Below are 14,164 nucleotides of genomic sequence, written 5' to 3'. Positions count from 1 at the left end.
GGGGCTGTCGTTTGATGCGAGGTGTTGTCGTTGGGCAATCTGGTTTTTGTCGGCAAAGAAACCGTAGGGGATGAAACGCGCGTCGCGGCATCCGTCGAGAGTGTCAAGAAGATGAGAAGCCTCGGCTTCGATGTGGTCATCGAGGCTGGCGCCGGGGCTTCGGCCCGCATTCCTGACAGCGAATATGAGGCCATGGGCGCGCGCATCGGCACCACGAAGGATGCCAAGCGGGCGGATGTGATCCTCAAGGTCAGGCGACCGACGAGCAAGGAAATTACCGGCTACAAAAGCGGCGCGATCGTCATCGCCATCATGGATCCCTATGGCAACGAGGCAGCTCTCGTCGAGATGGCGCGCGCCGGACTGACGAGCTTTGCCATGGAGCTGATGCCGCGCATCACGCGGGCGCAGTCGATGGACGTTCTGTCGTCGCAAGCCAATCTCGCCGGCTATCAGGCCGTCATCGAGGCTGCCGCAATATATGACCGGGCGTTGCCGATGATGATGACCGCAGCCGGCACCGTGCCGGCGGCAAAGGTATTCGTCATGGGCGCCGGTGTTGCCGGCCTGCAGGCGATCGCCACCGCCAGGCGCCTGGGTGCCCTGGTCTCGGGTACCGACGTGCGTCCGGCTGCCAAGGAGCAGGTTGCCTCGCTCGGCGCGAAATTCATCGCCGTCGAGGACGAAGAGTTCAAGGCGGCGGAGACCGCCGGCGGCTATGCCAAGGAAATGTCGAAAGAGTACCAGGCCAAGCAGGCAGCGCTCGTGGCGGAGCACATTGCCAAGCAGGATATCATCATCACCACGGCGCTGATCCCGGGCCGGCCGGCACCGCGGCTTGTCAGCCGCGACATGCTGAAGGCGATGCGCCCGGGTGCGGTCGCGGTCGATCTTGCCGTAGAGCGTGGCGGCAACATCGAGGGCGCCGAATACAACACCGTCACGGATGTCGAAGGCGTCAAGGTGGTCGGATATCCGAACATGGCTGGACGAATTCCGGCGAGTGCGTCGGCTCTTTATGCCAAAAACCTCGTCACTTTCCTGGAAACGATGGTGGACAAGGACAGCAAGAGCCTCGGCCTCAATCGCGCGGACGAGCTGATCAAGGCGACGATGCTGACCGACGGCGGCGAAGTCGTGCACCCGAATTTCGTCGATCCCGATCAGCCGACGGTCAAAAAGGGAGATCTCTGAGATGGCCAGCCAAGCAATGGACCAGGCACTCCAGCAACTGAATGACGCCGTGACCGCTGTCACGACGGCAGCCGCACAGGCGCCTGAAGTGGCGAGCGCCGCAACGGGCGGGGTGATCGATCCCTTCGTGTTTCAGTTCGCGATCTTCGTGCTGGCGATCTTTGTCGGTTACTATGTGGTCTGGTCGGTGACGCCGGCTCTGCACACGCCGCTGATGGCGGTGACGAATGCCATCTCCTCGGTCATCGTCGTCGGCGCATTGCTGGCGGTCGGCATTTCCGCCAGCGGCTTGGCCACGGGGTTCGGCTTCGTGGCCCTAGTGCTCGTTTCGGTCAACATCTTCGGCGGCTTCCTCGTCACGCAGCGCATGCTGGCGATGTACCGCAAGAAGGACAAGTGAGGCCGGCATGACCAATATCGCAGCTTTCCTCTATCTCGTCTCCGGTGTGCTGTTCGTTCTCGCACTGCGCGGCCTTTCGCACCCGGCGACCAGCCGGCGCGGCAATCTCTACGGCATGGTGGGCATGGGGATCGCCATCGTCACCACGCTGGTGCTGGCGACGCCATCCTTCGGTGGCCTGGTGCTCATCATCCTCGGTCTTGCCATTGGCGGCGGGGCAGGCGCCTATATCGCCCGCGTCATCCCGATGACCTCGATGCCGCAGCTTGTGGCCGGCTTCCACTCGCTAGTGGGTCTTGCTGCTGTTCTGGTGGCGGCATCGGCGCTCTATACGCCCTCTTCCTTCGGTATCGGCAATATCGGCTCGATCCATACGGAAGCGCGCGTCGAGATGGCGATCGGTGCGGCGATCGGCGCGCTGACCTTCACGGGTTCTATCATTGCTTTCCTGAAGCTCGATGGGCGCATGTCCGGCAAGCCGATCATGCTGCCCTTCCGGCACGTCATCAACGCCGCTCTGCTGGTTCTCATCGTCTTTTTCATCGTCGGCCTTGCCGTCAGCGAAAGCCATTTCGATTTCTGGGCAATCATCGTCCTGTCGCTGGCGCTCGGCGTGCTCCTGATCGTGCCGATCGGTGGCGCGGACATGCCTGTCGTCGTGTCGATGCTGAATTCCTATTCGGGATGGGCGGCGGCCGGCATCGGCTTCACGCTCGGTAATCTCGCGCTGATCATCACCGGGGCGCTCGTCGGCTCTTCCGGCGCGATCCTGTCCTACATCATGTGCAAGGGCATGAACCGCTCTTTCGTCTCCGTCATCCTTGGCGGCTTTGGCGGAGAGACGGCATCCGGCGGCGCTGATAATTCCGACAAGTCCGTCAAGCTCGGCTCGGCCGAGGATGCCGCCTATCTCATGGCGAATGCTTCCAAGGTCATTATCGTGCCGGGTTACGGCATGGCGGTCGCACAGGCCCAGCATGCGCTGCGCGAGATGGGAGACAGGCTTAAGGCCCATGGTGTGGAGGTGAAATACGCCATCCATCCGGTCGCCGGCCGCATGCCAGGCCATATGAACGTGCTTCTCGCCGAAGCCAACGTGCCCTATGACGAGGTCTTCGAGCTTGAGGATATCAACTCCGAGTTCGCGCAGGCCGATGTCGCCTATGTCATCGGCGCCAACGACGTCACCAACCCGGCGGCGCGCGATGACAAGACCTCGCCGATCTACGGCATGCCGATCCTCGACGTCGACAAGGCCAAGACCTGCCTCTTCGTCAAGCGCTCCCTCGGCTCAGGCTATGCCGGCATCGACAACACGCTCTTTTACAAGGACGGCACGATGATGCTGCTGGGCGATGCCAAGAAGGTGACCGAGGAAATCGTCAAGGCGATGAACGAGTAAAGGCGTTTGCGGCCCATTCGGCTTGCCTGCCTATGCCCGTTCGCGCTCGCGCTCCATCGTGTTGCGCGGGGCGATCAGTATCCAGACGAGGCCGCCGGGGCGGAAATCGATCTCGACACTGCCGCTGAAGGAGGCAGCGGCATGGGTCTTCGTCACGGTGGTGCCGAAGCCGGTCTCGGTCGGCGGCTTGACGGGCGGACCGCCGCTTTCCGTCCATGTGACGCGGATCATCGGTCCGTTTTCGCTGGCTTCATTCGCCCACTCGATGGCGATCCTGCCTTCAGGCGCTGAAAGCGCACCGTACTTCACCGAATTCGTCGCAAGCTCATGCAGGATCAGCCCAAGGTTTTGCACGGCCTCGGGCTTCAGCAGAAAATCGTTGCCCAGGACGTCGAGCTGTTGCGGCTCCTGAAGAAAGGTTGCGAGATGGATGTCGATCACCCGTCGCAGCGAAACGCCCGACCATTGTTCGCTGGTCAGCACTTCGATCGATCGAGCCAATCCCTCCAGCCGGTCGGCGACGGCACGCTGGAAGGTATCGACACTATCCGTCTGGCGGGCGAGCTGACGGGTCATCGCCTGGGCAAGCGCCAGCAGGTTCTTGGTGCGATGGACGAGCTCATGCATGACGAAATGCAGCCGGTCTTCCGTGACGCTGCGATCGAAGGATGCATTGGAAAGCGCAATCGCCACCTGATTGGCTTCGACAACGCTCGTCTCGACCGGGGCGACGATCTCGCCGCGGCCCATGCGTTCCGCCATGTCGGCAATGCTCTGTATGGTGGTCCGCACCTGGCGCGCCAGGGCATAGACGGCAATGAGCGCGACCAGCAGCAAGGTGACGCCGCCATAGATCAGGAAGCGCCAGGTGCTCATCAGCGAGGATTGTGCCGAGGCGACAGGCCCCCAGACGACCGCTTTCCATGACCATCCGGAGATCTGGGCATAGCCGAGCAGCGAGTGCGGGAGGACCTTGTCATCCTGATAGACGCCGCTCGATGCAATCAGCTTGGAGAGGATTTCCTTGTTGAACACGTCGCCCGGCGCGTGGATCGTCGGCCCGCCGGCGGCGACGACATGGCCCGATTTGTCGAGGACGGCCGCCGACCAGCCCGGCGGCAAAGCCTCCGTGGAGATGAGTTTGGCAAGATCATCGGCATCCTGGGTTATGGCCAGGGCGGCGCCAGCCGGCGAATGTTCGAGGGGCAGGGTAACGTTATAGACCCATCGATGGATCGTTGACCCCATGAAGACGTCGGAGGTCTCGATGCGCCCGGAGTCGAGCGCCGATTGCAGCGCAACGACATTGCCCGTCTTGCCGAGCGGCTTGCCAAGAGGCCAGCGGGTGTTCAGCCTGATATCGCCGTCCTTGTTCATCAGCAGGACAAAGAGGGAATCGGTGCGCAAGACCGTCTCCGTCCGGGCGAAGAAGGTAGCGATGTCGTTTTGCTCCAACTCCGGTGAAGAGGAAAGCAGCCGCAGCGTCGTCGCCATGTCCTGCAATTGCCGATCAATGACGCGCGCCAGAGCCTGGGCGTCCTGGACGGTATCGCCCTTCAATGCGTCGCGCTCGTTGTCCTCGAGCTGAACCAGAAGCAAAGCGACGAAGGCCAGAATGGGCAAGGCGATCGCCAATGCGATGGCGATCAGATAAGCCCCAATTGACGCCTTAGGGAAATGCGGCTTCCTCATGGTGCGATCAACCGATCGTAACTCCATGACGATGAGAAGCGTTGGCAAAAGCGGAAAGATTGGTTCTCGTCGTCATGCCAAGCGCCCCCATGCCCAGTCCCGAGCTACATGCTCTCGAAGCGCCCATGTTAGGGCGCGGTAAATTACCTTGCAACATCTGAAAAGTCATCGCCGCGAAATCATAAGCGATCTCGGATATTTACGACCATAAAGATGTATTCCTGCGGTTGCGGCAACCGTGCCTTCTTCCGGGTCAGTCAAAGCGGGACAGGCGGAAAGGCGAGAGTTGCGGGGCTTTGCTGCCATCAAGGATTTCCTCGGCGGCAAGCAGTCCGACGAGTGGTGCCAGCGTTACGCCGGAATGAAGAACGGCGAGATAGAGGCCCGGTACCGCATCGACGCTTCCGAGGATCGGAAAACCATCCTTCGGCGTCGGCCTATAGCCGATGGTATGAAAATCGAGCTTCAGTGCCTCGCCACCTTTCAATGCTGCCTTGACCTTGGCGAAAAGCTCTGCTGCGGCTTTCTCCGGTTGGTTTCCGGGATTGGTGCCGCCGAAATCGCTGCCGGCGATGATCCGCCCCTCCGCCGTCTGGCGCATGTGCAGTTCCGGCGCCATCACCAGGCCATTCAGCAGTTTTGGCGCGGGCAGGGAGTGGACGATGAGGCCCGGCGGTGTTTCGAGCGGCACATCGATATCCACCGACGCGGCGAGTGCTGCCGTGCCTGCGCCAGCGGCAAGAGTGACATGATCGGCAGTTATAACGCCCTGGCTGGTTTCGACGCCGATGATCTTGCCGTTAGCCTTCAGCAGGCGGGTGACCTCGACGCCGGACAATAATGTCGCGCCATGGCGCTGCGCATCCTCCAGCAGCAGTTCTGCGGCGGCAACGGGCTCGACCGCGCCTTCTTCGGCGACGTGCAGCGCGTAGTCCGGCGGGGAGGCAAGGTTCGGCTCGATCATGATGCTGGTCGCACGATTGACAGGCTGTATGCCGTAGCCCCAGCCGTGATGCTGAGCCGCATAGGCGTCCAGCTCCACCTCTGGGAGATCCCAGCTCAATCCGCCGCACCAGGACAGCGGCAGGCCCGGCACCTCCGCCGCCAGTCGCGACCATTTGGCCATGGAGCGATGCCTGAGCCGGAAATAGAACTCCGGATTGCCCCAGCTCGCATTGATCCAGGCGAAGGAATTGGGCGTCGCCACGCCGCCGATCTTTCCGGCAATCACCGTGACTTCAGCACCCTTGCGCTGGAGATGCCAGGCGATGGAAGCGCCGATAATTCCGGCGCCGATGACGATGACTTTCTGGGGGGAGGGCATATCGCTGCCTCGTTCGAATGGGGTGCCTCAAGACTAGGCGTTCATCGGCGCAAAGAAAAGCCGCCGGGCGAAGCATCGCCGGCGGCCGAATGTCCTATTGTGGTGCGACCTTTATCAGGCGCCGGCGCCTACGCGCGCCAGGCCGTCTCTGGCTGGCTGGTAGTTGGGATCGAGATTAACCGCATGCTGGTAGGAACGGCGGGCTTTCGCCTTGTCACCCTTGCGCTCATAGACGAAGGCCTGGTTTGCCCAGGATTCGGCGACCTTGTTGTTCAGGTCGATGGCATGGTTGAAATCGGCGAAGGCGTTGTCGTCGTCATTCTGCGCGAGATAGGAAATGCCGCGGCTGTTGTAGGGCTCCGGCGAGTTCGGCGACAGCGAGATCGCCTTGGAGAAATCGTCGATCGCCTTGTCCTGTTGATTGCGCTTCTGGAAGATCACGCCGCGGCCATTATAGGCGCGGCCGTCCGTCGTTCCCAGGCTGATGGCCTTGGAATAGTCGTTGAAGGCATCGTTGTCGCGGCCTGCCTGGCGATAGAGGTTGCCACGGCCGATATAGGCGACATCGTAATTGCCGTTGATCTGCAGCGCCGCATTATAGTCAGCGACCGCTTCCGGCAGCTTGCCCATGTTGCGGTAGATGAGCGCGCGGTTGGCGTAAGCCTGATAGAACTTCGGATTGAGCTGGATCGCCTGATTGAAGTCCCCAAGGGCGCGGTTGAAATCACCGCCGCGGCCGTAAGCGGTGCCGCGTACGTTGTAGCCTTCCGGATCCTGGGGATTGGCGTTGATGACCGAGGTCAGCGAAGCAATATTTTCCGAGGAGCCCTGCGCCTTGTCGATGCGTATGACGCTATCGGTTGAGGCGGTCTGGCAGCCGGAAAGGCTGATTGCGGCAAGAATTGCCAAAGCCGGCAGAGCCGCGGCGCGCTTCGAAACACGGGAGGAGAGGCTCGAAGTGCGGAACTGTACGAAAGTCGTCATTGCCATTATCGGGTTCGCTTTCCCCATGCGTCATATCAGTCTGTTCTGATTTAATCCGATTTGCGCAGAGAATAAATCAAAAAGGCGGCGGCGAACGACTCGCCCCCGCCACACATACATCTGAAAACGTCCAAAAAACGGCGATTACTTGGCAACCAAGCCTTCGCGCTGAGCACGCTTGCGGGCAAGCTTGCGAACGCGACGAACAGCTTCGGCCTTTTCGCGAGCACGCTTCTGCGACGGCTTCTCGTAATAATCGCGCATCTTCATTTCGCGGAAAATACCTTCGCGCTGCATCTTCTTCTTGAGAGCGCGGAGAGCCTGGTCAACATTGTTATCGCGGACAAGTACCTGCACGAGAATCACGTTCCTTTGGTTTGTTGTTACCAACGGCGACGGCGGCGCCTGGAGGCAAAAAAATAACGTTCGCGCGGCCGCAGCCTTGCGATTGGTTAGGCGGGATAGCAGATCGGTTTGTCAAAGTCTAGCCAGATCGTGAGTTTGCCGGGGAAAAAGCGGCTTGTCGAGGGCTGAATTGACCCGATAAAGCCATCGCAGCCTCATGATGGCTCTGGGATGGGAATGTGATTTGCGGTGTTTTGCGACACCGACATGCCTGTGCGATGATTCTGGGTCACAATCATTTGCCTGCCACGGCAATTGCCCAATTGCTGTAGTCGGATGGTGCAAAGGGGAGTTATTTTTATGGAATCTCGCGGCTTGGTGGCCACCGGAAGACTCGGTGCCGCACTCATGCTTGCTTTCGTCGTCGCTCTTGCCGCTACTCCTGGCCTTGCTGCATCAGGCGAAGTGCATTTCGGCAGGAATGTTCGGGTCGGCGGTCATGATTTTTCGCACCAGACTTTTGACAGCAAGCATCGCGCGCAAATTTATCTTTACAACCATAAGCCGCAGAAGCCAGGATGTGTCTGGCGCAGCGACGGCCGTGGTGGCCGGGTGAAGGTTTGTCACCTGCAGCGCAAGTAGATTAGGGGAAACTATGAGCGATCAGTTCATGCCGGACAGCGTCCGCTATTTTGAGCGTCTTGTGTATGCTTCGATGGTTGTCACTTTTTGTGATTATTTTATCAGCTGGACCGACACGAGCGAGAAGTTCAACGAGAGCCCAATACTGTTCATGATTGTTCAGGTCATGGTTTTTGGTGCGCAGCTTTTTTGGGTATGGTTGGTTGTCTATCAAAAATTGAATTGGGCGCGATGGATCACCCTGTTGGCACAATTCCTTATGCTGCTTGTCGTTGGTTACGGTATCGACAAGCACTTCGGGGGCGGGACATGGACCATCGTCATTTCGTCGTTGCAAGTGATAATATCTTTGCTTGCCACGTGCTTTCTTTTTACGCGCGACGCAACAATGTGGTTTGTTCCCCAGCGGGCATGAATTCGGCCATATCGGCGCAGACTCCGCAGATGACTTGAGGTTGCTGTTCGCCCATTCTTTTTAACCGTGTCGAAAGCCGGTCCTGAATGCGTCGCAAAAGAGCCGTTGTGTCGGTTTTTGATTTGCGATCTGTATGAGCCATAAAAGGGCGTCATGCCTGAAGGAGTTGAGGGCGAATGCGTAAATACTCGGTTTTTGCCGTGGCAAGAGAAGCGATGCGGGCTCACAAGGGCTGGGAGGCCCAATGGACCTCGCCGGAGCCGCGCAAGGAGTATGACGTCATCATCGTCGGCGCGGGTGGTCATGGCCTGGGTGCGGCCTACTATCTCGCCAAGGAGCATGGCATCACCAATATTGCCGTGATCGAAAAGGGCTGGCTCGGCGGCGGCAATACCGGCCGCAACACCACGATCATCCGCTCGAACTATCTCTATGAAGAGAGCATGCACATCTACGAGCATTCGATGAAGCTCTGGGAGGGGCTGTCTCAGGATCTCAATTACAACGTCATGTACTCGCCGCGCGGCGTGATGATGCTGTCGCACAATGTGCACGACCAGCAGTCCTTCAAGCGGCATATCCACGCCAACCGCCTCTATGGCATCGACAATGAATGGCTGACGCCGGAACAGGCGAAAGCTTTTTGCCCGCCGCTCGATATCTCCAAGACGGCCCGCTATCCGATCAATGGCGCTGCCCTGCAGCGTCGCGGCGGCACGGCGCGGCACGATGCCGTCGCCTGGGGCTTTGCCCGTGCGGCGGCCGATCGCGGCGTGCACATCATCCAGAATTGCGAAGTGACCGGCATCCGCCGCGGGCCGGATGGCCGCGTGACCGGCGTCGACACGAGCAAGGGCTTCATTGGTGCGAAGAAGGTCGGCGTTTCGGCCGCCGGCCACACCACGGTGGTCATGCAGATGGCCGGCGTGCGCGTGCCGCTGCAGTCGAGCCCACTGCAGGCGCTGGTGTCTGAGCCGCTGAAGCCGATCTTCCCCTGCGTCGTCATGTCGAACACGGTGCACGCCTATATCTCGCAGTCCGACAAGGGCGAGCTCGTCATCGGCGCCGGCACGGACCAGTATAATTCCTACAGCCAGACGGGCGGGTTGCAGATCATCACCCATACGCTGGATGCCATCTGCGAGCTTTTCCCGATGTTCCGCCGCGTGAAGATGATGCGCTCCTGGGGCGGCATCGTCGACAATACGCCGGATCGTTCGGCCATCCAGTCGAAGACGCCGGTGCCGGGGCTCTACGTCAACTGCGGCTGGGGCACGGGCGGGTTTAAGGCAACGCCCGGTTCTGCAAATCTCTTTGCGCACCTCATCGCCCGCGACGAGCCGCACAAGTTCAATGCCGGGCTCAATCTGGATCGCTTCCGCACCGGTCGCCTGATCGACGAGGCCGCGGCTGCCGCCGTGGCGCATTGATGCAGGCGGCGGTCGGGATCGCTCTTGCAGCGGGGCTTTCGCTTCCGGCAGGAACGGTCGCGACCGAAGTCAGCGATCTCTTGCCAGGGGTGAACGATTTTCGCATGCAGGTGATCCATAAGGCGCATAACGAGACGGAATGGCCCTTCGTGGCCGACAGCGGAGCGCTTCTGTGTGCCAAGGTGCTGAACAAACCGGTGGTTTATTTCTTGCCGAAGCAGACGCCGGAAGTGCCAAGGGCATTCGCGCTGGATACGGATCTGTTCGGAATGAGCATGGCCAATCTGGGAATGACCTACGTGCTGAAACCCTATGGTTCGCTGGAAGTACTGCTGAAGCGCATAACGCCTTTCGTCATCATGGGACGGCGGCTCTGCGCACAGCCTCCCGGTACAAGCCTTTCGGGCTCCGAGCTTTAACACAGGTAGAAAACGATGCTGCTGATTTACTGCCCCTATTGTGAGGAAGAGCGTTCGGAACTCGAATTCCGCAACGCCGGCGACGCGCATATCGTGCGGCCGGCCAATATCGCCGGGATCTCGGATGAGGAATTCGAGGAATATTTCTTCCTGCGCGACAATCCGAAGGGCCTGATCTTCGAACGCTGGCGGCACATCCATGGCTGCGGCCGCTTCTTCAACGCGGCGCGCGACACCGTGAGCGACCATTTCTACCGCACCTACAAGGCCGGTGAGCCGAAGCCGGATCCGGCTTCGCTCAAGCCTGGCACGTCCGAGCCGGCGGTCCAGCAACAGAACGAACAAGAACAGACGGCACAAAAAGAGGGATTTGCTGAATGAGCGGCGCCAATCGTATTGCGGGCAAGGGGCGTCTGACGCCCGCCAGAACCGCCCGCTTCACCTTTGACGGCAAAAGCTACACGGCGCTCGAAGGCGATACCGTCGCCTCCGCCCTGCTTGCCAATGGCGTTCATCTCGTCGGCCGGTCATTCAAGTACCACCGCCCACGCGGCATTCTTTCGGCCGGAGCCGAAGAGCCGAATGCGCTGCTCGATATTTCCCGCGATGCGGCGCGGCGCCAGCCGAATGTGCGCGCCAGCGTGCAGGAAGTCTTCGACGGCATGAAGGCGCAGTCGCAGAACCGCTGGCCGTCGCTCGCCTTCGATGTCGGCGGCGTCAACAATCTTGCCTCGCCTTTCTTTGCTGCCGGTTTCTACTACAAGACCTTCATGTGGCCGAAGGCGGCCTGGAAGCATATCTATGAACCCCTGATCCGTCGTGCGGCCGGCCTCGGTGTCGCGCCGACGGAAGAGGATCCGGATCACTATGCCAGCCGCTATGCGCATTGCGATGTGCTCGTCGTCGGCGCCGGCATTTCCGGCCTGTCGGCGGCATTGGCCGCTGCCGAAACGGGCGCAAAGGTCATTCTCTGCGACGAGCAGGCGGAAGCCGGCGGCGCACTGCGCTTCGACACCGGCGTCAAGATCGATGGCGTCGAGGGCTACGTCTGGGCGCAGGAGATCGTCGCCAGGCTCAAGGCCATGCCGAATGTCGAGGTGCTGACCCGCACGACCGCCTTCGGTTATTACAACCACAATTTCTTCGGCCTTGCCGAGCGGGTGACCGATCATCTGGCGAAGCCCGGCCGTAATCTGCCGCGAGAACGCCTGTGGCAGGTGCGTGCCAAGCGGGCGATCCTGGCGACCGGCGCCATCGAGCGCCACATGGTGTTTCCGAACAACGACCGGCCGGGCATCATGCTGGCGTCTGCGGCGCGCGCCTATCTCAACCATTACGGCGTCGCCGTCGGTGCGAAGATCGGCGTTTATACCGCGCATGATTCCGCCTATGAAGCCGCCTTCGATCTGAAGCGCGCCGGTGTCTCTGTCGTCGCCATCGTCGATAGCCGTGCCCGCCCGGGCGAGGCTGTACTGGCCGAGGCAAAGCGGCTCGGCATCGAGGTGATGGCCGATTACGCTGTGGTCGACACCTCAGGCAAGCTCCGCGTCTCCTCCATGACGGTTTCGCGCAATGGCAGCTCCGCCACCCGCAAGATTGCGATCGACGCGCTGCTGGTGTCGTCAGGCTGGACGCCTTCGGTGCATCTGTTCTCGCAGTCGCGCGGCAAGTTGAAATTCGATGCGGAGAAGCAGCGCTTCCTGCCTGGCACCTATGTGCAGGATTGCCTTTCCGTCGGCGCATGCAACGGCACGGACGGGCTGCAGGCGGCAATCGAAGAATCGCTGGCGGCTGGCGAGCTGATGGCACGCGCCACCGGCAGCACCAATGGCGGTGAGAAGATCCAGCTTCAGGCCGAGCAGGCCTTCGAATGGACCGGTGGCATGATCGGTGCTGCCGAAGGCGCCGGACCGGACACGAATGCCAAGGCTTTCGTCGATTTTCAGCATGACGTTTGCGCCAAGGATATCCGCCTTGCCGTGCGCGAGGGCATGCATTCCATAGAGCATATCAAGCGCTTCACCACCAACGGCATGGCCTCCGACCAGGGCAAGCTTTCCAACATGCACGGGCTGGCGATCGCCGCCGAAATGCTTGGCAAGGATATTCCGCAGGTCGGCCTCACCACTTTCCGCGCGCCCTACACGCCTGTTACTTATGGCACGCTGATCAGCCATTCGCGCGGATCGCTCTTCGACCCCGCCCGCAAGACGCCGATGCATGCCTGGGAAGAGGCGCATGGCGCGATCTTCGAGGATGTCGGCAACTGGAAGCGTGCCTGGTTCTACCCTCGCGCCGGCGAGACCATGCATGAGGCCGTCAATCGCGAGTGCCGCACGGCGCGTGACGTGGCCGGCGTGTTCGATGCCTCGACGCTCGGCAAGATCGAGGTTGTCGGGCCGGATGCGGCCGAGTTCCTGAACCTGATCTACACCAATGCCTGGGATACGCTGAAGCCCGGCCGCTGCCGCTACGGCATCATGACCCGCGAGGATGGCTTCGTTTATGATGACGGCGTCGTCGGACGTCTGGCCGACGACCGCTTCCATGTGACCACTACGACCGGCGGTGCGCCGCGCGTGCTGCATCATATGGAGGATTATCTCCAGACCGAATTCCCGCATCTGAAGGTGTGGCTGACCTCGACGACCGAGCAATGGGCCGTCATCGCCGTGCAGGGTCCGAAGGCGCGCGAAATCATCGAGCCGCTGGTCGAGGGGCAGGATCTTTCCAACGAGGCCTTCCCGCATATGAGCGTGGCTGAGTGCAAGGTCTGCGGCGTGCCGGCCCGGCTGTTCCGCGTCTCCTTCACCGGTGAAGTCGGCTACGAAATCAACGTGCCGGCCGATTATGGCCAGTCTGTTCTGGAAGCCGTCTGGGCGCGGGCCGAGCCGCTGGGCGCTTGCGCCTACGGCACTGAAACCATGCATGTGCTGCGCGCGGAGAAGGGCTACATCATCGTCGGCCAGGATACGGACGGCACGGTGACGCCAGATGATACCGGTCTTTCCTGGGCTGTTTCCAAGAAGAAGACCGATTTCGTCGGCATTCGCGGCTTGAAGCGGCCCGATCTCATCAAGGAAGGCCGCAAGCAGCTCGTCGGTCTCGTCACGCGGGACCCGAAGGTGGTGCTGGAGGAAGGCGCGCAGATCGTCGCCGATCCGAACGAGCAGAAGCCGATGACCATGCTCGGCCATGTCACTTCGGCCTATTGGTCCGAAAATCTAGGCCGATCCATCGCCTTCGCTTTGGTCGCCGGCGGTCGCGAGCGCATGGGCAAGACGCTCTATGTGCCGATGCCCGACAAGACGATATCAGTCGAGGTGACGGATCTGGTGTTCTTTGACAAGGAAGGAGGCCGGATCAATGGCTGATATCGCTGCCCGTAAACTGCCGCTCGCCGGCCGCCATGGCGGTTCTTCCACCGTGCGACTGACGCCGGCAGCACCCGCTAGCCGCATTGCGCTGCGCGCGCCGACCGATTCCATCGGCGGCCTTTCGCAGGCACTCGGCCTGCAGGTGCCGAACCGGCCGAAGACTTCGGCCAGCGCCAACGGGCGTCATGCGCTCTGGCTCGGCCCGGATGAATGGCTTGTGATCGATGAGAATGGCGTGGATCTGGTAGGCCTTGCGGCCTCGGCCGGTGCGTTGCATTCGGCGACCGATGTCTCGCATCGCAACACCGCTATTATCGTCTCCGGTCCCGGAGCCGAGGCAACGATCTCGGGCGGCTGCCCGCAGGATCTTTCGCTTGAGGCCTTTCCGGTCGGCGCCTGCTCGCGCACGCTGCTCGGCAAGGTCGAAGTCGTGATCCTGCGTCTCGATGCGGAAACCTTCCGCGTCGAAGTCTGGCGCTCCTTCTCCGACTACGCCTTCGGCCTTCTGAGCGAAGCCGCCGAGGATGCGGGTCTTTAGGC

The 14,164-nt window shown here is 61.0% G+C and carries 14 protein-coding genes; 10 read left to right on the top strand and 4 right to left on the bottom strand.

All coding sequences use genetic code 11. From position 1 onward, the window contains the following. The first annotated feature begins 30 nt into the window (after positions 1–30). From ACQZ6F_RS11935 to ACQZ6F_RS11925, 3 genes are read left to right on the top strand one after another with little or no spacing between them, the layout of a single operon-like run. On the top strand, positions 31–1,194 hold the full coding sequence (locus ACQZ6F_RS11935) for a Re/Si-specific NAD(P)(+) transhydrogenase subunit alpha (RefSeq protein ID WP_449091699.1): 1,164 nt from the start codon (positions 31–33) through the stop codon (positions 1,192–1,194). A 1-nt stretch (position 1,195) separates the two neighbouring features. Continuing rightward, positions 1,196–1,594, top strand: coding sequence for a proton-translocating transhydrogenase family protein (locus ACQZ6F_RS11930; RefSeq protein WP_068399999.1), 399 nt, complete (start codon positions 1,196–1,198; stop codon positions 1,592–1,594). Between the two features lie 7 nt (positions 1,595–1,601). Then, positions 1,602–2,996 (top strand): NAD(P)(+) transhydrogenase (Re/Si-specific) subunit beta, encoded by a 1,395-nt coding sequence (locus ACQZ6F_RS11925; protein WP_449091700.1) that lies wholly within the window; start codon positions 1,602–1,604, stop codon positions 2,994–2,996. Positions 2,997–3,026: 30 nt separating this feature from the next. Here ACQZ6F_RS11925 and ACQZ6F_RS11920 read toward each other — a convergent pair whose 3' ends face one another. The 4 genes from ACQZ6F_RS11920 to rpsU form a co-directional block, all read right to left on the bottom strand. After that, positions 3,027–4,688 carry a sensor histidine kinase gene (locus tag ACQZ6F_RS11920; RefSeq protein WP_077469418.1) on the bottom strand — a complete coding sequence of 554 codons (1,662 nt, stop codon included), beginning with the start codon at positions 4,686–4,688 and terminating at the stop codon, positions 3,027–3,029. 253 nt (positions 4,689–4,941) lie between these two features. Next, a complete protein-coding gene (locus ACQZ6F_RS11915) occupies positions 4,942–6,012 on the bottom strand; it encodes an NAD(P)/FAD-dependent oxidoreductase (RefSeq protein WP_449091701.1) in 1,071 nt (356 codons plus the stop codon). 114 nt (positions 6,013–6,126) lie between these two features. Beyond that, positions 6,127–7,002 carry a tetratricopeptide repeat protein gene (locus tag ACQZ6F_RS11910; protein ID WP_077469420.1) on the bottom strand — a complete coding sequence of 292 codons (876 nt, stop codon included), beginning with the start codon at positions 7,000–7,002 and terminating at the stop codon, positions 6,127–6,129. Between the two features lie 138 nt (positions 7,003–7,140). After that, positions 7,141–7,353: a 30S ribosomal protein S21 gene (gene rpsU, locus ACQZ6F_RS11905; RefSeq protein WP_004117638.1), complete on the bottom strand. Its 213-nt coding sequence runs from the start codon at positions 7,351–7,353 to the stop codon at positions 7,141–7,143. Positions 7,354–7,701: 348 nt separating this feature from the next. Here rpsU and ACQZ6F_RS11900 point away from each other — a divergent pair, with 348 nt between their 5' ends. From ACQZ6F_RS11900 to ACQZ6F_RS11870, 7 genes are all read left to right on the top strand, one after another. After that, positions 7,702–7,983: a hypothetical protein gene (locus ACQZ6F_RS11900; RefSeq protein WP_449091702.1), complete on the top strand. Its 282-nt coding sequence runs from the start codon at positions 7,702–7,704 to the stop codon at positions 7,981–7,983. A 13-nt stretch (positions 7,984–7,996) separates the two neighbouring features. Continuing rightward, positions 7,997–8,398 (top strand): hypothetical protein, encoded by a 402-nt coding sequence (locus ACQZ6F_RS11895; RefSeq protein ID WP_449091703.1) that lies wholly within the window; start codon positions 7,997–7,999, stop codon positions 8,396–8,398. A 176-nt stretch (positions 8,399–8,574) separates the two neighbouring features. After that, positions 8,575–9,828 carry a sarcosine oxidase subunit beta family protein gene (locus ACQZ6F_RS11890; protein ID WP_068400018.1) on the top strand — a complete coding sequence of 418 codons (1,254 nt, stop codon included), beginning with the start codon at positions 8,575–8,577 and terminating at the stop codon, positions 9,826–9,828. Next, positions 9,828–10,247, top strand: coding sequence for a hypothetical protein (locus tag ACQZ6F_RS11885; protein ID WP_449091704.1), 420 nt, complete (start codon positions 9,828–9,830; stop codon positions 10,245–10,247). Before ACQZ6F_RS11890 ends, ACQZ6F_RS11885 begins: the two co-directional genes overlap by 1 nt. 15 nt (positions 10,248–10,262) lie before the next feature. After that, complete coding sequence (locus ACQZ6F_RS11880; protein WP_449091705.1) at positions 10,263–10,628, top strand: sarcosine oxidase subunit delta; 366 nt, start codon at positions 10,263–10,265, stop codon at positions 10,626–10,628. Continuing rightward, complete coding sequence (locus tag ACQZ6F_RS11875) at positions 10,625–13,621, top strand: sarcosine oxidase subunit alpha (protein ID WP_449091706.1); 2,997 nt, start codon at positions 10,625–10,627, stop codon at positions 13,619–13,621. Before ACQZ6F_RS11880 ends, ACQZ6F_RS11875 begins: the two co-directional genes overlap by 4 nt. Further along, entirely contained in the window at positions 13,614–14,162 is a 549-nt protein-coding gene (locus ACQZ6F_RS11870) for a sarcosine oxidase subunit gamma (RefSeq protein WP_449091707.1), read from the top strand. Before ACQZ6F_RS11875 ends, ACQZ6F_RS11870 begins: the two co-directional genes overlap by 8 nt. Positions 14,163–14,164 lie beyond the last annotated feature (2 nt).

This window comes from Rhizobium sp. A22-96 (assembly GCF_053521805.1).
This window is presented reverse-complemented; position numbering and strand designations above follow the sequence as displayed.